The sequence below is a fragment of the Sorangium sp. So ce367 genome (assembly GCF_051520455.1).
Taxonomy (GTDB): domain Bacteria; phylum Myxococcota_A; class Polyangia; order Polyangiales; family Polyangiaceae; genus Sorangium; species Sorangium cellulosum_B.
This window is the reverse complement of record NZ_CP150334.1, coordinates 11,485,281-11,502,547: the sequence shown is the minus strand read 5'-3', so window position 1 is coordinate 11,502,547 and position 17,267 is coordinate 11,485,281. Positions and strand designations below refer to the sequence as shown.

The 17,267-nt window shown below is 70.2% G+C and carries 18 protein-coding genes, 2 tRNA genes and 1 pseudogene; 13 read left to right on the top strand and 8 right to left on the bottom strand.

Annotated features, from left to right (window positions below; all coding sequences use genetic code 11):
- Positions 1-80 precede the first annotated feature (80 nt).
- Complete coding sequence (locus WME97_RS43690; RefSeq protein WP_437546804.1) at positions 81-494, bottom strand: response regulator; 414 nt, start codon at positions 492-494, stop codon at positions 81-83.
- A gap of 345 nt (positions 495-839) precedes the next feature.
- Here WME97_RS43690 and WME97_RS43685 point away from each other — a divergent pair, with 345 nt between their 5' ends.
- Positions 840-1,502 carry a response regulator gene (locus tag WME97_RS43685; protein ID WP_044970202.1) on the top strand — a complete coding sequence of 221 codons (663 nt, stop codon included), beginning with the start codon at positions 840-842 and terminating at the stop codon, positions 1,500-1,502.
- A 49-nt stretch (positions 1,503-1,551) separates the two neighbouring features.
- Here WME97_RS43685 and WME97_RS43680 read toward each other — a convergent pair whose 3' ends face one another.
- Positions 1,552-2,118, bottom strand: a complete 567-nt coding sequence (locus WME97_RS43680; RefSeq protein ID WP_437546802.1) for a pentapeptide repeat-containing protein — start codon at positions 2,116-2,118, stop codon at positions 1,552-1,554.
- 53 nt (positions 2,119-2,171) lie between these two features.
- Between WME97_RS43680 and WME97_RS43675 the strand changes: the two genes are divergently transcribed.
- Complete coding sequence (locus tag WME97_RS43675; RefSeq protein WP_437546800.1) at positions 2,172-3,059, top strand: alpha/beta fold hydrolase; 888 nt, start codon at positions 2,172-2,174, stop codon at positions 3,057-3,059.
- A 79-nt stretch (positions 3,060-3,138) separates the two neighbouring features.
- Positions 3,139-3,948 carry an exodeoxyribonuclease III gene (xth, locus tag WME97_RS43670; RefSeq protein WP_437546799.1) on the top strand — a complete coding sequence of 270 codons (810 nt, stop codon included), beginning with the start codon at positions 3,139-3,141 and terminating at the stop codon, positions 3,946-3,948.
- A gap of 13 nt (positions 3,949-3,961) precedes the next feature.
- Here xth and WME97_RS43665 read toward each other — a convergent pair whose 3' ends face one another.
- Complete coding sequence (locus tag WME97_RS43665; RefSeq protein WP_437546797.1) at positions 3,962-5,014, bottom strand: penicillin-insensitive murein endopeptidase; 1,053 nt, start codon at positions 5,012-5,014, stop codon at positions 3,962-3,964.
- Between the two features lie 352 nt (positions 5,015-5,366).
- Here WME97_RS43665 and WME97_RS43660 point away from each other — a divergent pair.
- The 3 genes and pseudogenes from WME97_RS43660 to WME97_RS43650 all read left to right on the top strand — a co-directional run.
- Positions 5,367-5,440, top strand: a tRNA-Arg gene (locus tag WME97_RS43660).
- A gap of 79 nt (positions 5,441-5,519) precedes the next feature.
- Positions 5,520-5,592 (top strand) — tRNA-Lys (locus WME97_RS43655).
- 530 nt (positions 5,593-6,122) lie between these two features.
- A pseudogene (locus tag WME97_RS43650) lies at positions 6,123-6,341 on the top strand (type I restriction-modification system subunit M N-terminal domain-containing protein); the annotation flags it as partial.
- A gap of 303 nt (positions 6,342-6,644) precedes the next feature.
- Here the strand turns inward: WME97_RS43650 and WME97_RS43645 are convergent.
- Positions 6,645-6,872, bottom strand: coding sequence for a hypothetical protein (locus WME97_RS43645; RefSeq protein ID WP_437546796.1), 228 nt, complete (start codon positions 6,870-6,872; stop codon positions 6,645-6,647).
- Between WME97_RS43645 and WME97_RS43640 the strand changes: the two genes are divergently transcribed.
- The 4 genes from WME97_RS43640 to WME97_RS43625 are packed head-to-tail and all read left to right on the top strand — an operon-like array spanning position 6,871 to position 8,980.
- A complete protein-coding gene (locus tag WME97_RS43640) occupies positions 6,871-7,557 on the top strand; it encodes a DUF433 domain-containing protein (RefSeq protein ID WP_437546794.1) in 687 nt (228 codons plus the stop codon). The two genes, WME97_RS43645 and WME97_RS43640, sit on opposite strands and share 2 nt — an antisense overlap.
- The gene (locus WME97_RS43635) at positions 7,544-7,978 is read left to right on the top strand and encodes a hypothetical protein (RefSeq protein WP_437546792.1); all 435 of its coding nucleotides are present in this window, start codon (positions 7,544-7,546) and stop codon (positions 7,976-7,978) included. The genes WME97_RS43640 and WME97_RS43635 overlap by 14 nt, the downstream gene beginning before the upstream one ends.
- Positions 7,979-8,006: 28 nt before the next feature.
- Positions 8,007-8,642 carry a type I restriction endonuclease gene (locus WME97_RS43630; RefSeq protein WP_437546790.1) on the top strand — a complete coding sequence of 212 codons (636 nt, stop codon included), beginning with the start codon at positions 8,007-8,009 and terminating at the stop codon, positions 8,640-8,642.
- Positions 8,639-8,980 (top strand): hypothetical protein, encoded by a 342-nt coding sequence (locus tag WME97_RS43625; RefSeq protein ID WP_437546788.1) that lies wholly within the window; start codon positions 8,639-8,641, stop codon positions 8,978-8,980. Before WME97_RS43630 ends, WME97_RS43625 begins: the two co-directional genes overlap by 4 nt.
- Positions 8,981-9,063: 83 nt before the next feature.
- Here the strand turns inward: WME97_RS43625 and WME97_RS43620 are convergent, their stop codons facing one another.
- Positions 9,064-9,870: an SDR family oxidoreductase gene (locus tag WME97_RS43620; RefSeq protein ID WP_437295922.1), complete on the bottom strand. Its 807-nt coding sequence runs from the start codon at positions 9,868-9,870 to the stop codon at positions 9,064-9,066.
- Positions 9,871-10,157: 287 nt separating this feature from the next.
- On the opposite strand from WME97_RS43620, the gene WME97_RS43615 reads away from it, so the two are divergent.
- Complete coding sequence (locus WME97_RS43615) at positions 10,158-10,607, top strand: hypothetical protein (protein WP_437546786.1); 450 nt, start codon at positions 10,158-10,160, stop codon at positions 10,605-10,607.
- A gap of 192 nt (positions 10,608-10,799) precedes the next feature.
- Here WME97_RS43615 and WME97_RS43610 read toward each other — a convergent pair whose 3' ends face one another.
- Positions 10,800-11,525, bottom strand: a complete 726-nt coding sequence (locus WME97_RS43610) for a hypothetical protein (protein ID WP_437546784.1) — start codon at positions 11,523-11,525, stop codon at positions 10,800-10,802.
- 358 nt (positions 11,526-11,883) lie between these two features.
- Here WME97_RS43610 and WME97_RS43605 point away from each other — a divergent pair, with 358 nt between their 5' ends.
- Together WME97_RS43605 and WME97_RS43600 are read left to right on the top strand one after the other, a co-directional pair.
- Complete coding sequence (locus WME97_RS43605; protein ID WP_437546782.1) at positions 11,884-12,090, top strand: hypothetical protein; 207 nt, start codon at positions 11,884-11,886, stop codon at positions 12,088-12,090.
- Between the two features lie 68 nt (positions 12,091-12,158).
- Positions 12,159-13,574: a sugar porter family MFS transporter gene (locus WME97_RS43600; protein WP_437546780.1), complete on the top strand. Its 1,416-nt coding sequence runs from the start codon at positions 12,159-12,161 to the stop codon at positions 13,572-13,574.
- A 59-nt stretch (positions 13,575-13,633) separates the two neighbouring features.
- Here WME97_RS43600 and WME97_RS43595 read toward each other — a convergent pair whose 3' ends face one another.
- The gene (locus WME97_RS43595) at positions 13,634-14,473 is read right to left on the bottom strand and encodes an SDR family NAD(P)-dependent oxidoreductase (protein ID WP_437546778.1); all 840 of its coding nucleotides are present in this window, start codon (positions 14,471-14,473) and stop codon (positions 13,634-13,636) included.
- A 249-nt stretch (positions 14,474-14,722) separates the two neighbouring features.
- A complete protein-coding gene (locus WME97_RS43590; RefSeq protein WP_437546776.1) occupies positions 14,723-17,263 on the bottom strand; it encodes a PAS domain S-box protein in 2,541 nt (846 codons plus the stop codon).
- Positions 17,264-17,267 lie beyond the last annotated feature (4 nt).

Sequence of the window (17,267 nt, the reverse complement as noted above, 5' to 3'; positions counted from 1 at the left end):
CCTCCTGGGGGTCAGGGGACGCGAGGAGCGTGCCGCCGCGCCTGTGCGAGCCAGGATCGGGGGGCCGCGACGCCGGTGCGCTAGCGTTGCACGGCGCCGGTCAGGCGCTCGAGCACGACGAGGAGCCGGTCGACGTCGAAGGGCTTCGCCAGCACGCCGGCCACGGCGCCGCGGATGTTGGGCTCGTTCACGCCGGAGAGCAGGAGGACGGGCACCTCGACGCCTGCGGCGGCGAGCGCGGTGAGGAACTCCTCGCCGGTCATCTCGGGCATCACGTAGTCGAGCAGGACCGCCCGCGGCCGCGCGCCGCGGGCGAGGCGATCGAGCGCTTCCAGCGGCCGCGTGAAGCCCTGAACGCGGTAGCCCTCGTCGGAGAGCAGGTCGAGCAGCGACTCGACGAGCGCGGGGTCGTCATCGACGACGAAGATCTCCGCGGCCGCGCGCGGCGAGGGCGAGGTGGCGGCCGGGCCGGGAGCGGGGACCGGCGAGCTCATCGTATTTCCCTGGATCGCTGGCCATTCCGGCGCATGAGGCGCGCGAAGGATACCAGACGGTTGCCGCGACCGCATGCGCAGGCCGCTCTGGGCGCATCGTTGCACCGTCCATCACGTCCTCCGTTGCGCATTCCACGTCGCGCGGATCTCCGTCGAGCTCCGAAACTCGCTCAGGACGGAGTTTTCCTCACCAATTGGGCTTGCCGCCGCGCCGCTGCTTGCAGATCGTTGAGCACCTGATACCCCTGTAAGGTTCCTCCCAGGACGACCCGAGCAGCTTGACTTGAACTGCTCATGGGTATCGAATTGTGGTCTGAAGGACACTCCAATCCCCCTGCGGTCACCATGGCGGAAACCCCTGCTAGCAAGCTGCACATCTATCTGATCGACGATCACCCCGTCGTTCGCGAAGGCTTCGCTCGAGCGCTCTCGGACGAGCCCGACATGGTCGTCGTGGGCCAAGCCGGGACGGCGGCCGACGCCCTGCGCGAGACGGCGAGCTGCAAGCCGGACGTCGTGCTCGTCGATCTCAACATCCCCGACCGGGACGGCATCGAGCTCCTCGGGGCGCTGAGAGCGCAGCTGCCGCAGGCGAAGCTCCTCGTGTTGAGCGGCTATGACGACGAGTTCCGCGTCGCCGAGGCGCTCCGCGCGGGCGCGCAGGGGTATCTCGTGAAGACCTCGAAGCTCGAGGAGGTCATCGAGGGCATCCGCCGGATCGCGACCGGGGGAGCGCCGCTCTCCTCGAGCATCGCGGGGGCCGTGGTGCGCGCGATGCGCAAGCCGGCGAGCGAGGGCTCCGGTGGTCTCGACGCGCTGACGCCGCGCGAGCGCCAGGTCCTGCGGCTGCTCGCGGCCGGCGTGTCGACGCGCGAGACCGCCGCGCGGCTGACGATCAGCCCGAAGACGGTGGAGACCCACCGCGTGCGCATCTACGCGAAGCTCGGGTGCAAGAGCGCGGTCGAGCTGACCCGCATCGCGGTCCGCACCGGGCTCATCGAGGCGTAACCGCCCGCGGTCGCGCGGGGCGCTGCCCGCTCGCTCCGCGGGTGGGGCGCTACGGTTTCCGCCCCTTTCTCGGCTTCTTCAGCGGCGCTTCCTTCTCGGTGGCCTTCGGGGCCTGGCTCGCGCGTGATCGATCCTTCGCCTCCTCGAGCAGGCGATCGATCCGCACGCCGTCGATGGTGAGCCCGTCGATCGCGCAGCCGACGATCTCGACCTCGCGGAGGTCCGACCCCTCGAAGCGAGCGCGGCGCAGGCTCGCGTCGGACCAGCGGGTCGCGGCGGCGTCGGCGTCGTTGAAGCGCGCGCCGGCGAGCGAGATGTCGTCGAGCTCGGCTTCCGCGAGCGAGACGTTGTGCAGGCGTGCGTCGCGAAGGTCGACGTCGTCGAGCTCGGCCTCCGCGAGCGAGACGTTGTGCAGGCGCGCGTCGCGCAGGTCGACGTCGTCGAGCTCGGCCCCCGCGAGCGAGGCGTTGTGCAGGCGCGCGCCGCGAAGGTCGACGTCGTCGAAGCTGGCCCCGGCGAGCGCCGCGCCGTGAAACCGCGCGGGCTTCGCCGGCTGGATGCCCTCGTCTTCCGTGGCGTCCGCGCTCGGCGGCGCGATGGGGGGCTTCTTGGCCATGGGTCCATGCTAGCGCTAGGCGCAGGCCGCGCGCTCGCGCGGTCCGGAGAGCCATGAACGCACACGACGGCTTCGTGCCCCACCACGCCCTCGTCTCCGCCCCCTCCGCGGCGCCCGCCCGCTGGATGCTCGTGCTGCACGGCATCTTCGGCTCGGGCGCCAACTGGCGCACCTTCATCCGACGCCTCGCCGAGGCGCAGGCCGCCGAGGGCGCGCCTGGCGCGGCCGCCCGGCCGTGGGGCTTCATCCTTGTCGACCTGCGGGCCCACGGCATGTCGCAGAGCCCGCCTGCGCCCCACACGATCGCGGCGGCCGCGGACGATCTGCTCCGGCTGGGCGACCGCCTCGGCCTCGATATCCGCGGCGTGATGGGCCATTCGTTCGGCGGCAAGGTGGCGCTCGCCTACCTCGAGCGCCGGCCGACGGGGATCGAGCGCGGCTTCATCCTCGACGCCGATCCGAGCGCGAGGCCCGCCGGCGAGAGCGGATCGGAGAGCCCCGGCGTGCTCGAGATGCTCCGCGCGATCCCGCAGCCGATGCCGTCGCGCGAGGCGTTCCTCGAGGCGGTGCACGCCGCCGGGTTCAGCCGCGGCATCGCGGACTGGCTGGCGATGAACGTCCGCCGCGAGGGCGACGGCTTTCGCATCCGGCTCGACCTCGACATCCTGGACGCGCTGCTCACCGACTATTTCGCCCGCGATCTGTGGCACGTCCTGGAGGACCCGCCGGCCGGCCCGGGCGTGCCGGGCGTGGAGCAGCGGCGCATCCATGTCGTCCTCGGCGGCAGGTCCGCGTCGATCTCGCCGGCCTCGCGCGATCGCTTCGAGGCGCTCGCGGCGCGCGCGCCCTGGCTCTCGGTCCACGTCCTGCCGCGCGCCGGCCACTGGCTCCATGTCGACGATCCGGAGGGCCTCTTCGACGTGATCCGGGCCGCCTTGTGATCGGGCGCCGTGGACCCCGCGCGTGCTCCGAACCCAGGCTTCCCGCCCGGCTCTTCATCCGCTATCGCCCGGAGGACCTATGCGCATCGCGTCCTGGAACGTGAACTCCATCCGCACGCGGCTCGAGCAGCTCACGAGCTGGCTGGTCCGCGCCGCGCCCGACGTCGTTTGCATGCAGGAGACGAAGGTCGAGGACGGCAGCTTCCCCGAGGCCGCGCTCTCCGAGGTGGGCTATCGCTCGGTCATCTTCGGCCAGAAGTCCTACAACGGGGTCGCGATCGCCACGCGCTTCGGCCTCTCGGTCAACGACGTGAAGAAGGGCCTCGACGGCGATGAGCAGGACGTCGCCCGGCGGATGCTGGCGGCGACGATCGAGGGGATCCGGGTCATCAACGTCTACGTGCCCAACGGCCAGGCGGTGGGCACGCCGGCCTTCGCCTACAAGCTCGCGTGGCTTGCGCGGCTGCGGAGCGAGCTCGAGGCCCGCTACCGCCCGGATCAGCCGATCGTGATCTGCGGCGATTTCAACGTCGCGCCCGAGGCGATCGACGTCGCCGAGCCGAAGAAGTGGGAGGGGCAGGTGCTCTGCCATCCGGACGAGCGGGCCGCGCTGGGCCGCCTGATGGAGTGGGGGCTCGTGGACGCGTTCCGCGCCTGCCACCCCGCCAAGGAGGCGTACAGCTGGTGGGATTACCGGATGGGCGCGTTCAGGCGCAACAAGGGCCTCCGCATCGATCTCGCGCTGGTGACGCGCCCGCTCGCCGCGCGGTGCACCGATGTGTCGATCGACACGCGCCCGCGCGAGCTCCAGCGTCCGTCCGATCACGCGCCGGTCGTGGTGGAGATCGCGGACGGCGACGCGCCGCCCGGGGTCGCGCCGGGGGCCTGAGCGCGGGCGGACGTCAGCGGGAAGGCACGCCGTAGATGTCCGGTTCCGTCGCCGCGGACGCCGCGGAGTCGAGGGCCTTCTTCGCTTCATCGGCGGCGCACGCGGGGCGGGCCAGCGACTCCTCGATGCAGGCGCCGCGCATCGACGGGGGGCACATCACGCGGATGTGGAAGTGGTCGTTGTGCAGGTCGGCGTCCCTCGGGCTCATCATCGCGGCCGCGGCCCGCGCCCGGAGGTCTGCTGGGACGCGCTTCTTCGCGGCGTGGGCGAGCAGCCGCGCCCGCAGCGCGTCGGTGACGAAGAGGTATTTGACGCCCGCCTGCCGATCCTCGAGCAGCGCTTGGACGAGCGCCCAGTTGCGCGCGTCGTCGAACCGCGCGCCGGGGAGGCCGATGGCGTTGCCCTCATCGTCGAACGCCACGAACCGGTCCGTACGGAGGGTCTTGCCCTTCGAGTTGACGACGTAGAAACCGACGTCGGCGTCGCGCCCCGTCTGGTGGGAGTTGTGCCCGTCGAGCGCGCCGCCCGTCCTGGCCGAGAGGTCGCCGACGAGCAGCGCGGAGTCGCCGTGCTTCTTGGCCACCTGGAAGGCGGCGCGCCGCAGGGTCTTCACGAGCACGGGCAGCCCCCAAGTCCTGGCGCCCTCGCGCGTCTTGAGGTGCCTCGACGATCGGAGCCGCACGGCGCCGGTCAGCCGCCCGCGGTTGGGGGCGCCCTTCGACAGCAGCTTCCGCTCGTCGGCGTCTGCGTCGGTGCCGCCGCGCTCCGCGCGGGACGCGTCGTCCCGCCTCGCCGCGCGCTTCTTGCCGTCGCGCTCCTGGGCCTTCTCCTTGGATCGGGCGCTGCGCGCCGCCCGCGACTCGCCTTCGCCGCCGGTAGAGCTCCGCCGCGCGGCGGGGCGCTTGTTCTGCGGGCTCTTGCCCGGCTGCTGCTCGGCCGCGGCCGGCTGCGCGCCCGCGGCGGGGGCGCCCTGGGCCGGCGCGGCGAGCGAGAGGGCGAGGAGGAGCGCGGCGATGGGGCCTCGCGACGCGAGGCAGCGCCGAGAGAGCGGGCGGAGCAGCGGCATGACGGGGCCGGACCCTACCTTGCGGCGCCGCGGACAGAGAACTTCTTTCGCAGCCGGCCGGGCAAGGCGCAGCCGCGCCGGGAGCAGGAGAGCAGGAGGCAGCCGCCCCGGGCCCGGCGCCGCCGCGTCGGCCCAGGCGCGCCCGGGGAGGGCGTGCCGCTGGCCGTGGCCGCGCGGCAGGCGCCGGTGGGCGACGGGGGAGGAGCCCGGATGCACCCAGCGCGCACGTCCGTCCGGGCTCCGCGGAGTGGGGCGGCCTAAAAATTGCGCATCATGCCGCTACAACGCCTTGACATATCGCCGCCGGTGCGGTTAGAAGCGTTCCGCGAGCCCCGCCGAGGGGCGCGCAGGAGCGCCCGTAGCTCAGCTGGATAGAGCGTCGGACTTCGAATCCGAAAGTCGCCTGTTCGAATCAGGCCGGGCGTGCCGGGCTCAACGGGCGACCCAAGCGTTCCGGCGAGATCCCGGGAGCCCTCTCAGGTTCAGTCGGTTTGACAATTCACTCGGGCCATTAGCTCAATTGGTAGAGCAGTGGACTCTTAATCCATTGGCTGAAGGTTCAAGTCCTTCATGGCCCACCCGAGATGATTGAGGAAGCCAGCCCGAGGGGCTGGCAAGGACAGCCGGGACGACGGCTGGCACAGGTAGTTGAGAGCCCGGGACCCGTGGGTCGCCGGGCTTTCGGCGTTCTGGGTTGCCCCATCGGCCTGCCCGCGCGCTTCGCATACGAGCGGCGCAGCGGCAGGGGCGCTGCTCACCGAGCTGCGGAGGCAGCTCACGGCGAAGCCGCCGACGATCACAAGAGCGTGGTGGAGGGCTCGATCGCAGCGAGAGAGAGGTCGGCCGTGATGGGCATCGGCTGAACCTCCCACGCGGAAGCGGGATCCCTCCGGGGTTCGTAGCCCGAGCGCAGCCCGCCGTCGCTCGCTCCGCTGAGCCGTGCCCAAGCCTCTTCGCGTTCGGACCGACGCCGATCGAGCGACCCGGCGGGTCCGCCGTCGCGGCTCGTCCGAGGCGAGACACCCGGTCTCCACCATCGGGGTAGAAAGACTACCCGATGCCCCTCCGCGCCGACTTCGAGAAGCGCCTCTAGGCTGCCGCCGACCAGCTCTGGACGAACTCCGCCCTCCAGCCGTCCGAGTACGTGACGCCGGTCCTCGCGCTGATCTTCCTGAAATACGCCGACCACCGCTTCGCCGAGGCTGAGAAGAAGCTCGCGTCGTCCCGCCGCCGGGGCGGCGTCAGCAAGGACGACTACCATGCGGAGGGGGTCCTCTTCGTCCCGGAGAAGGCCCGCTTCGAGAGGGTTCGACCTCCCGGAACGTGAGCGACGCTCCGGTAGCATTCCTGTTGTGTCGTCCTCTGGCATCACAGGTACCCACGACGCCGCAAAGATCGACGCCCCGGGGATCGTGACAGGGCGATACGGTACGCTAGGTGAGGTTTACCTCATTCGCGAGCCATTCTGGCCACTGAATACCACGTTGTTTGTGAAGGACTTCAAGGGGAGCAACCCCTATTGGTTACTCTATCTGCTGCGCTCGATGGATTTCTCTCGGCAGAATGCCGCTGGTCTGGCATCAATCGGAACGCCTTACACCTGCTCGACGTCCATATCTCATCGCGAGAGCTACAAGCGCGCTTTGGCTCGCTTGTTGACCCGTTGCTGCAGCAGGTTGAAGTGATGCAGCGACGGAACAAGGTGCTCGCCGGACAGCGCGACCTGCTTCTCTCTCTCCTCATCTCCGGCGAGATCGACGTTAGCGGACTGGAAACACCCTGCGCGTGATGGCTGGCACCAGGCCGCGCAGCGCTCGAGCCGCGCGCTCGCCGCAGCCGCGTGGTAGAATAACCCCATGGCGCCGAAGGCAGACATCTACGACAGCAGGGCCCCGGAGGAGCTTCCGGCGTATCCGGTCCCGCGTGCCGCGCGGATCGTCCGCCTGTCGCCGTCCACCCTGCGCCTCTGGGCCTCGGGCGACGGTCCGCGCAAGGCGCTCTTCAAGCCGGCCGAGCGCTCGCCCCTCGCCCTCTCGTTCTCGAACCTTATCGAGGCCTTCGTGCTCGCCTCGATGCGGCGGGTGCACGGCATCTCCATGCAGCGCGTCCGCAAGGCGCTGCGGTTCGTCGGCGACGAGCTCGGCTATGCCCGGCCGCTCGTCCACGCGAGCTTCCGGACGGACGGGGCGAACCTGTTCGTCCAGCACGCCGACCGCCTGCTGAACGTCTCCGCCGAGGGCCAAGCCGTGCTCCGGGAGGTCCTCGACGCGAGCCTCGCGCGCATCGACTGGGAAGGGGGCCTCGCCGCGCGGCTCTACCCCTGGGTCCGGAGCACAGCGATCGGTAGCCAGCCGAAGACGATCGTGGTCGACCCGCGGCGCGGCTTCGGCCAGCCCGTGATCGCTGGCACGGGGATCGAGGCCCGCATCGTCACCGAGCGCTACCGGGCCGGCGAGTCCGTGCGGCTTCTCGCGAAGGACTACGGCGTCGAGATCGAGAAGATCGAGGACGCGATCCGGTGCGAGACGCGTGAAGCTGCGTGAGCCGTTCACCTACTTCGTCGACCGGTCGCTCGGCCGAGGGCTCGTCGTCGAAGCGCTGCGAGCGGCGAAGCTCGACGTCCACGCCCACGACGATCACTTCGCGCAGAACACGCCCGATGCCGAGTGGCTCGTCGAGGTCGGCCGCCGTGGCTGGGTCGTCCTGACCAAGGACAAGAACATCCGTGTGAACGCGCTCGAACGCCTCGCGTTGGTCTGCGCGAACGTCGCGTGCATCATGCTCGGCCGCGGCGACCTGACGGCGCCGGCGATGGCGCAGGTCTTCGTCGAGGCGTTGCCGCTCATCCAGCGCGTCCTGCGCCGCTTCGGCCTCCCCCTCGCCGCAAGCCTGAGCAGCGGCAAGAGCCTGCGCGTCCTGCTGGCCGACGGCGAGTGGCTGAAGCCGCCGAAGGAGCTCAAGTAGCTCGAAAAATCGTGACACAATCGCCTCGGTGAACGCAACGCTGGAGAGCGACATCGAGCAGGCGGCTCTCGACCTCTTCATGGCGATGGGCTGGGCGACCGTGAACGCGATGGAGGAGGTGCTCAGCGAGCACGGCACCCTCGGCCGTGAGAACCGCGGCGATGTCGTCCTCATCCGCCACCTTCGCCCGGCGCTCGAGAAGCTCAACCGAGGCGCATCCCCCGAGGCGATCGACCAGGCCATCGAGGAGCTCACGCGCGACCGATCCGCGATGAGCCTCGCGCAGGCGAACCGCGAGATCTACCGCCTGCTGAAGGACGGCGTCGAGGTCCGTGTCGCCGGGGCCGAGGATGAGAAAGACGCCACCCAGCGCATCCGCGTCATCGACTGGAACCGGCCCACGAACAACGATTACTTCGTCGTTCAGCAGCTCTGGGTCCAGGGGGAGACGTACCTGCGCCGCACCGATCTGGGCGGCTTCGTGAACGGCCTCCCGCTCGTCTTCGTCGAGCTGAAAAGCCTGCACAGCAACGTCGAGAACGCCTACCGGCAGAACTTGCGCGACTACCTCGGCACGATCCCTCAGATCTTCTGGTTCAACGCAATCGCCATCCTCTCGAACGGCTTCGATCGAGGACCATGCGACCGTCCCGCTCTACTATGAAGCCCGTATCCTCGAGCTTCGAGAATCTCGCCGACGATCTGACCGAGCTGCTCGACCAGGCCGATCTCGACGAGGAGCAGCAGAAGAAGGTCGAGCGCGAGTTCGCGCGGCAGTACCACCTGATCACCCGCGAGGAGCGTCTCGACACGATCGCGGGCGACATCGTGACGCACTTCCCGCGGCGTCGACGTCGACGGGGCGAAGGACAAGAACGAGTCGTACTGGGGCGACGGGAAGAGCAAGTACAGCGACTCAGTTATGTAGGTGTGCTCGTTCTCGGCTCGACCATGGTGGCCGCCTACCGGACCTCCCCGGCAAACGACGCAACCTCAGCGTGATGTTAAAGACGGCGTGAGCCGAGCAGCTGGCTAGCCAGGCGCGTGCGTAAATCAAGCCGGCGTGAGCCTGTGCGCCGCGCGCCTCAGCTCCTCTTGACGGCGAAGCCGGCGAACGCCTGCATCACGGGCATCAGCTCCAGCCGGTTCACGTTGACGTGCTCGGGGAGCATCGCGCACCACACGACGGACTCGGCGATGTCCTCGGCCGAGAGCGGCTTCACGCCGCGGTACACGGCGGCGGCCTTCTCCTGATCTCCCTTGAAGCGCACAACCGAGAACTCGGTCTCCGCCATGCCGGGCTCGATGTCTGTGACGCGCACCCGACTGCCGAGGATGTCGGAGCGCAGGTTCAGCGAGAACTGCGCGACGAACGCCTTGCACGCGCCGTAGACGTTGCTCCCGGGGTACGGCGTCTCCGCGGCGACCGAGCCGATGTTGATGATGTGCCCGCGGTCGCGCGCCACCATGCCGGGCAGCAGCGCCCGGGTGCAGTAAAGCAAGCCTTTGACGTTGGTGTCGATCATCTCCTCCCAGTCGTCCAGATTCGCCTGGTGCGCCGGCGACAGCCCGAGGGCGCCGCCCGCGTTGTTGACCAGCACGGTCACCTCGGAGAACTCGGGCGGGAGCTCGGCGATGGCCCTGTCGACCGCGCCGCGGTCGCGGACGTCCAGCCGGATCAGGTGGATCGCCGGCGCGCGCGCGCCAGCCGGGCCGGCGATGCGGCTGTCCGAGAGCTCCGCCGCGAGCGCCTCCAGGCGCTCGTAGCGGCGGGCGGCGAGGACCAGGCGCGCGCCCAGGCCGGCGAAGCGCCGGGCAATGGCGGCGCCGAAGCCGGAGGAGGCACCGGTGATGAAGACGATGGGAGGCTGAGCCGTCGTGGTGGCACTCATTGCGATGTCCTGGGCGGAGCTATATCAGCTGTTCAGGCGCCGAGCGACCTCCGGCGCCCTCGGGCCGCGCTTCCAGGCCGCCAGGCATCCTCCTGGAACAGCGCGGTGGCGCTGTCGTGGATGTGCTCGCCTCTCCGCCATCCGCCGATGCACATCCCACCTCGGCACGACGCTTGCTCAAATTGCCACGATGCGGCCGAGGGGCTGTGGCACCGGCCAGCCCGGACGCGACGCCCGACGGGGACAGCGGGTCCGCCGTGAAGCAGAGAGGCGATCGAGGTGGCGATATGAAGCACGTTGACATGGGACGACGGATCGGCGGCCGGCTAGGGCTCACGCTCGCTCTTCTCGCGAGCATGGCGCTCGCGGGCTGCGGCGGTCCGAGCGAGCAAACCATTCAGGGCACGCGGCTCGCGCCCGGCGCCGATGCGCACATCACCGCCGACATCGACTCTGACGCCGCGACCACACGGCTGCTGGTGAACGTCGTTCACCTCTCGCCGCCCGAGCGGATCGAGGCCGGCAGCACGCATTTCGTCGTCTGGCAGCGCCCGAGCTCCGAGTCCCCGTGGCGACGGGTCGGAGTGCTCGACTACAATGCTGACAACCGGAGAGGCAAGCTGCCCGGGATGACCGTGCCGCACGCCGAGTTCGAGCTGCTCATCACCGTCGAGAAGCAGAGCAGCCCTCGATCCCCATCGTCTGCCGCCGTCATCGGGCCGACATCGGTCGGGTAGCCAGCAGCCCCAGCCCCCTGCCAGACGGCCTTCCCCATCAACCCTGCGCGCGCCTCCAGCGACAGCCAGCGACGCGATGTGAAGCACGAAGCACATCGATGTCGAGGCCAGGTCGATCCGGAAGCGCGCGGGGTCATGACACGCGCGTGGAGAGGGAGAGGCCGCTCGCGGCCTCCTCTGCGAGGCCCGGGCTCAGCGCCGAAGCGCCGCCGCCGCGCGCCCCGAGACGGCCGAGCCGCTCGTGACGATCGCCGATCCCAGCGCGAGCAGGGAGACGAGCGTGAGCACCAGGGGATGGATGCCGACCAGCGCGAGGATGCCGAGCACGACCGCTCCGGCGCCGACGAGCGACTGCAAGCCGGCGGCGGCCATCGCCGCCTGACGAGCGACGTGGGCGAGGTGCTGGTGCGCGCCGCGCACGTCGAGCGCGCCGAGGTCCGCGGTCGTACCGCCGCTGAGCAGCAGCGCGCCGCCAAAGACGATCACCGCGACCGACGTCAGCGCCCCGGGGGCGAGCCCGAGGAGCGCGAGGATGCCGAGCACGATGCCCGCCGCGCCGCCGACGAGCTCCGCGCCCATGCCGCCGCCGAGCTCGGCGCGCGTGTCCCACTCGACGGGCGCCGTGGTGCGCGCCAGGGCGCCGAAGCGCGAGGCGATCGCGCCGCCATGCGCGATCAGCCCGGCGCCGAAGACGATCGTGGCGATCGAGGTGAGCTCTCCCGGCATGAACCCCGTCAGCCCGAGGATGGCGAGGACGATCGTCCCCGCGCCGCACACCACCTCGGCGAGCGAGCCGCCGAGCACGATCCGCGGCGCCTCCCTCTCCTCCTCCAGCCTGCGCCGCGCGCCCGATATCGGCGCGATCGGGCTCTCCTGCTGTGTAAACCGTTCACGTTCCTCGGGTCCTGGCGTCTGCATGATTCCCCCGTCCTGAGGCGTGGCCTCGCCGCGGCTACGCGCCTCTGGCTTGCATGTTCTGCGCCCCGTCGGAGGCCGTCGAGGCGATCCGGGTCCACGGGCTCATCGGTCTCTCGCCGCGTGTCGAACGGGCCGGAGCGCTGCCCGATCGCCGCGGCCGATGACAGCGAGGCGTCGCGTCACCATGTTCCCTCGCGGTCCTCGGGCAGCGCAGACCTCATGCACTGTCGAAAGGAGCAGCGGCGAACGCCAGGCGAGCGAGCAGACGAGAGGCGCCGGCCGGCGGCCCGAACAGCCGCGCGGGAGCGCCCGTGAACGAACGCTCGTCCGAGGTACATGCCCCGCGTCAGGAGGAGATATGAGCATGCTGCATCTCGAGCTCAGTGAGCGCGAAGCGGATGACACAAGGACGGCCCTCTCGACCCGGCTCGTGGGGATGCGAGACGAGCTGGTCCACACCGACGATCGAGCGTACCGGGCGGACCTGAAGGCGATGATCGAGCGGCTCGAGGTGGTGCTCGGCCGCCTCGAAGCGATCGTGGCGGCGCCGGGGGCGGCGCCGTAGCTGGTCATGCCCGTGCGTCGTCGACGCACCGGGGCGGTCGGCGGCACGGTTCGTGGTTCACCGGGGGCATGGCAGAGCCCGCGGCGCAGCAGGGGGATGAACGCGGCGAGGAGCCCCTCTCGACGGTACGGATCGCCCTGATCGCGTCTGTCGCCGCGCTGGGCGGCTTCCTGTTCGGGTTCGACACCGCCGTGATCAACGGCGCCGTCGGAGCGCTGGAGAGGGTATTCACAGCGCACCCGGGGACCGTGGGCCTGTCCGTGTCCTCGGCGCTGCTCGGCGCGGCTGCCGGCGCGATGCTCGCGGGCAGGCTGGCCGACCGTTACGGCCGGACGCGGACGATGATCGCGACCTCCCTGCTGTTCGTCGTCAGCGCGGCGGGCTCGGGGGCGGCGATCTCGCCGTGGGACTTCAGCGCGTGGAGGGTGCTCGGCGGCATGGCCATCGGCGCGGCCAGCGTCGTCGCTCCCGCCTACATCGCGGAGATCGCACCGGCCCACCTGCGCGGCCGCCTCGGATCGCTCCAGCAGCTCGCGATCGTGCTCGGCATCTTCGTCGCCCTGCTCGGCGATTACGCCATCGCGACGTCCGCGGGCTCGGCGACGGGCCCGTTCTGGCTCGGGGCACAGGCCTGGCGATGGATGTTCTGGAGCGCCGTCCCACCGGCGCTCCTCTACGGGCTCGGCGCGCTGCTGATCCCCGAGTCTCCGCGCCACCTCGTGGCGAGGGGGCGTGTGGACGAGGCGCTCGCCGTGCTCCGTGGCCTCCTCGGCGCGTCCGCAAAGGCGAAGCTCGTCGAGATCCAGAGGACGCTCTCGTCCGAGCGCCGGCCCAGGCTCGCGGATCTGCGCGGGCGCGCCGGGCTGCTCCGCATCGTCTGGATCGGCATCGGCCTCTCGGCGTTCCAGCAGCTCGTGGGCATCAACGTCATCTTCTATTACTCGAGCGTCCTCTGGCAGGCGGTCGGGTTCTCCGAGCGAAGCTCGCTTGCCATCACGGTCATCACCGGCGTCACGAACATCGTGACCACCCTCGTCGCCATCGCGACCGTCGACCGCGTCGGGCGCAGGCCGCTGCTCATCGCGGGATCCATCGGCATGACGCTGACGCTCGGCGCCATGGCGGCCGTGTTCGGCGCCGCGGGCGAGGACGCCGCGGGCAACCCCGTCCTGACGGGCGCCGCCGGCCCCGCCGCGCTGCTGGCCGCCAACCTGTATGTCTTCTGCTTCGGGGCGTCCTGGGGCCCGGTGACCTGGGTCCTGCTCGGCGAGATGTTCGAGAACCGCATCCGCGCCCTCGCCCTCTCGATCGCGGCCGCCGCGCAATGGGTGGCGAACTTCCTCGTGAGCGCGACCTTCCCCGCGCTCAAGGCGGCCGGCCTGGGCATCGCCTACGGGCTCTACACCGCCGCCGCGGCGGCCTCGCTGGTGTTCGTCGTCGCCTTCATCCCCGAGACGAAGGGCAAGGAGCTCGAGGAGATGTGATGTGCGCCCGCCTGGGGAGAGGAGATGTGTGTCAGCGAGGCGCGGCTGTCTCGAGAACCTCAGGGGGCGGCGAACTCCCGCTCGTGGATGGATCGCACCTTCTCCAGCACCCTCGGGCCATGCTCCCGGAACGGGAGATCCCTCGCGCGGTCCTTCTTCAAATGGACGCCTGAGAGGTCCCGGTTCGCGCCGAACGCCGCCTCGTAGAGCCGCGAAGCCCCCTGGCTCGGGGGCGGGAACAGGAACCTCATCAGCGGCTCCACGTAAAACGGCAGCCCCGACCGCTTTCCCTTCCTCAGCGTGTTGTTGGGCCCGGGATCCACGCTCCGGATCTTGATCCCGTCCCCCGCGAGCAGCGGCGCCACCTCACGCGTCCAGAGGGAGAGCGCGAGCTTGGAGGTCGCGTAAGGGCCGAAGAGCTGCTTGAACGATGCCGGGCGCTCCAGGGCGTCCGGATCGAAGCGCCTCGTCATCTCGAACGCATTGGAGGACGTGTTCACGACCGTCTTCAAGTCCCCCTTCCGCAGCAGCCCTCTGAGCTCCATCGCGATGACATACGGCACCACCGTCTGGAGCTCGAAGTGCAGCTCGCGGCCTTGCCTGGAGAAGGTCAGCTCCGGGGCGCTGCCGCCAGCGTTGTTGAACAGCACGTCGATCTTCTCTTCGCTCGCCTTGATCGCGTCGAGCGCCCGCCTGAGGCCCTCGAAATCGGACAGATCCGCCTTGTGGACACGGAGCCTCCGGCGCTCGATGCCCTCCCGGATCAGCGCATCGTCCTCGGGGAACCCCGAGCGGTTCAGCGCGATGACCTGAAAGCCCTCCGACAGCAGACGACGCGTGAGCTCGAGCCCAATACCGTGGTTTGCGCCCGTGATGAGCGCGACCTTGTCGTGTTCCATGGTGTTCCTCGTGGATCCGGTGAGGGCCGTCTCCCGGCATCCACCGGCGGACAACGGCCGATGGATGAACTCCGTACCTGGGAAGGCGCGCTCCTCTCAGCCCGAGATCGCTAAAACCGGCGGGGAGCCGCGACAGGAAAATGATGTGCGCCTCAGTGGCATTTGTCAAGGAGGGGCACCAGGCCGTCGCGATGTCTCCTGGTGGCTGTCTCGCGCGGTACGGCGGAGCGTCAGGTCCGCGCTTCGTCGCTACGGCAGCGGCAGCGTGAACTGGAAGGTCGTCTTCCCGGGTGCGCTCTCCGCCCAGATCCGCCCCCCGTGGGCCTCGACGATCCCCCGCACGATGTAGAGCCCGAGGCCCAGCCCGGCGGCGCCTCCTGCCTTCGCCTCGCGCGTCCGGTAATAGCGGGTGAAGAGCCTCGGCACCTCGTCCGGCGCGATGCCCTTCCCCTCGTTCTCGACCGCCACGGACACCTCGCCGCTCCGCCGTTCCACGGCGATCCTGATCGGCGTCTCGGGCGCGCCGTACTTGGCTGCGTTGGACAGCAGGTTGGTGAGCACCTGCTCCAGGCGCCCGGGATCGGCCAGGAGCGGCGGGATCCCGTCCTGCACCTCGACGTCGACCCGATGTCCCCTCGTCGCGTCGGCCGTCCGCTCCACCGTCGCTCGGATGAGCGCCGGCAGATCCACCTCGACATGCCTGAGATCCAGCCGGTGCGACTCGAGGCGGGAGACGTCGAGCAGATCGTCGATCATCCGGTTGAGCTGCATCGCGCTGGCCCGGATGTGCTGCGCCCTGTCGCTCCACTGCGGCTCCGTCGCGAGCCGAGAGGCCTTGAGGAGGATCGTGGTGATCGGCTGACGCAGATCATGAGCGATGATGCTCGTCCACTCCTCGCGCATGCGCGCGAGCTCCTTCAACGCGCTGATGTCCTCGCCGGCGACGATGGCGCCCGTGATCTCCCCCGCGCTGTCGCGGAGCGGCGCGGCGGCGATAAGGAAGGTTCCGGACGAGCCGTCCGCCTTGGCGACGAGGAGCTCTTCGCCGAGGATCGTCTCGCCGCGCATCGCCCGGCTCGACGGCAGCTCGTCCAGCAGGAGGGCGGTGCCGTCCGGGCGCCGCACGCGACCGACGCACTGCTCCCGCTCCTCCGCGCCCCCGGTGAGATCTCGCCCGTGCGGGTTGGCGATCAGGCGCTCTGCGCCGCTCCGATCGACGAGCAGGAGCGGGACGGGCGCGCTGTCGAAGACGGTTCGCAGCGTCCTCCGCTCGGCGTCCAGCTGCGCGAGCAGGCGCTCCCGCTCCTCCTCGGCCTGCTTGCGCGCCGTCACGTCCTCCACCTGGGCGATGTAGTGGATGGGCTCGCCGTTCTCGTCACGCACCACGGACGTATGAAGGACGACGTGGATGGTCGTGCCGTTCTTGTGGATGTATCGCTTGGCGAGCTGATAGCGCGGGATCTCACCGCCGCGCAGCCGCTCGACCAGGCCCACGTCGGTGTCCACGTCGTCCGGGTGGGTGATGTCCTGGAAGCGGAGCTGCGAGAGCTCGTCGGCCGTGTAGCCCACGATCTCGCAGTAGACGTGGTTGACGCGGATGAACCCCCCGCCGAGCCCGACGATGGCCATGCCGATGGGCGCGTTCTCGAAGGTGAGCCTGAAGTCCTCCTCGCTCTCGCGGAGCGACTGCTCCATCTGCCTGCGCTCGGTGATGTCGCGCCCCTCGGGGATGAGCATCACGACCCTGCCACGGTCGTCGATGATGGGCTTGATGGAGAAATCGATGAAGCGCCGCCCGGTCGCTCCGTTCACGTAGATCTCGTCTCGCACGAGCCGGCCCGCGGCGGCCTCGGCGACGGCGGCGCGGACGTGCTCCCTGTGTTCGGGGCTCCACCCCGACAGCTCCCAGAACGGACGGCCGATCGTCTCTGCCTCCGTGGCCCTGCAGAACTCGAGAGCGGTGCGGTTGTTCTCCAGGACGATGCCCTCCGGCGAGAGCAGGCCGATGAACTGGAGGGCCCCGTCGAAGATCGCCCGAAAGCGCTCCTCTCTCTCCCGGAGCGCCCTCTCCAGGTGACTCGTGCGTCGGAGCTCCTGGGCCATGCGATCCGAGGTCCGCGCGCTCCCCCGGCGCGCGAGGGCGCTGTCCAGGCCGATCGCGAAGAGCGCGGCGAGCGCGCCGAGATCGACGTCGGCGCAAGGATAAGGGCGGGGCAGGCAAAACGAGAGGACGCCAAGGCAGCGATCGCGGACGCAGAGGGGCATCGAGACCGCGCTCTGTGCGTCGGTCCGCGCGCAGAGCTCTCGCGTCATGGACGGAGCCGGATCGAGCGAGCGCGCATCGACCATCACCTGAACCCGACCCGAGCTCGCCGCCCATTCATCGAGCAGCGGCGCGCCTCGCGCCACCCGCGCGAGGCAGAGGCAGATGTCGGCGGGCACGTGGCGGTGGGAATGGAGCCCGAGCTCGCCGGTGTCCTCGGAGGTCAGGAGCAGGTAGGCAGCGCGAGCGCCGAGCTCCATCGCCTGGTCGAGCAGGAGCGCAGCGAGCTCGTCGAGATCGGCCACGCGCGCGATGCGGGGCGCCGCGCGCGCCATGAGCTCGCCCGGCGCCGGGTAGTGCTCGCGGCGAGCGCATGGGCTGAGAGAGGCCGCGCAGGCGACCTCCTCGTCGCGGCCGATCGACGCCTCGATCTCTTCTGCCGATAACGTGGCCCCCACCGGAATTGACCGATTGTTGCACGGGAGCCGCGCCGCCTGAAGGGTCGACGCGATCAGGTCCCTCGGCATGACT

Excerpts from the sequence above, each read along its gene's own strand:
- WME97_RS43680 (WP_437546802.1), bottom strand. The coding sequence starts at position 2,118 with ATGGCCAAGAAGCCCCCCATCGCGCCGCCGAGCGCGGACGCCACGGAA.
- WME97_RS43665 (WP_437546797.1), bottom strand. The coding sequence starts at position 5,014 with ATGCCGCTGCTCCGCCCGCTCTCTCGGCGCTGCCTCGCGTCGCGAGGC.
- WME97_RS43620 (WP_437295922.1), bottom strand. The coding sequence starts at position 9,870 with ATGAGTGCCACCACGACGGCTCAGCCTCCCATCGTCTTCATCACCGGT.
- xth (WP_437546799.1), top strand. The coding sequence starts at position 3,139 with ATGCGCATCGCGTCCTGGAACGTGAACTCCATCCGCACGCGGCTCGAG.
- WME97_RS43685 (WP_044970202.1), top strand. The coding sequence starts at position 840 with ATGGCGGAAACCCCTGCTAGCAAGCTGCACATCTATCTGATCGACGAT.
- WME97_RS43640 (WP_437546794.1), top strand. The coding sequence starts at position 6,871 with ATGGCGCCGAAGGCAGACATCTACGACAGCAGGGCCCCGGAGGAGCTT.
- WME97_RS43625 (WP_437546788.1), top strand. The coding sequence starts at position 8,639 with ATGAAGCCCGTATCCTCGAGCTTCGAGAATCTCGCCGACGATCTGACC.
- WME97_RS43595 (WP_437546778.1), bottom strand. The coding sequence starts at position 14,473 with ATGGAACACGACAAGGTCGCGCTCATCACGGGCGCAAACCACGGTATT.
- WME97_RS43675 (WP_437546800.1), top strand. The coding sequence starts at position 2,172 with ATGAACGCACACGACGGCTTCGTGCCCCACCACGCCCTCGTCTCCGCC.
- WME97_RS43600 (WP_437546780.1), top strand. The coding sequence starts at position 12,159 with ATGGCAGAGCCCGCGGCGCAGCAGGGGGATGAACGCGGCGAGGAGCCC.
- WME97_RS43590 (WP_437546776.1), bottom strand. The coding sequence starts at position 17,263 with ATGCCGAGGGACCTGATCGCGTCGACCCTTCAGGCGGCGCGGCTCCCG.
- WME97_RS43610 (WP_437546784.1), bottom strand. The coding sequence starts at position 11,525 with ATGCAGACGCCAGGACCCGAGGAACGTGAACGGTTTACACAGCAGGAG.
- WME97_RS43605 (WP_437546782.1), top strand. The coding sequence starts at position 11,884 with ATGAGCATGCTGCATCTCGAGCTCAGTGAGCGCGAAGCGGATGACACA.
- WME97_RS43645 (WP_437546796.1), bottom strand. The coding sequence starts at position 6,872 with ATGGGGTTATTCTACCACGCGGCTGCGGCGAGCGCGCGGCTCGAGCGC.
- WME97_RS43615 (WP_437546786.1), top strand. The coding sequence starts at position 10,158 with ATGAAGCACGTTGACATGGGACGACGGATCGGCGGCCGGCTAGGGCTC.
- WME97_RS43690 (WP_437546804.1), bottom strand. The coding sequence starts at position 494 with ATGAGCTCGCCGGTCCCCGCTCCCGGCCCGGCCGCCACCTCGCCCTCG.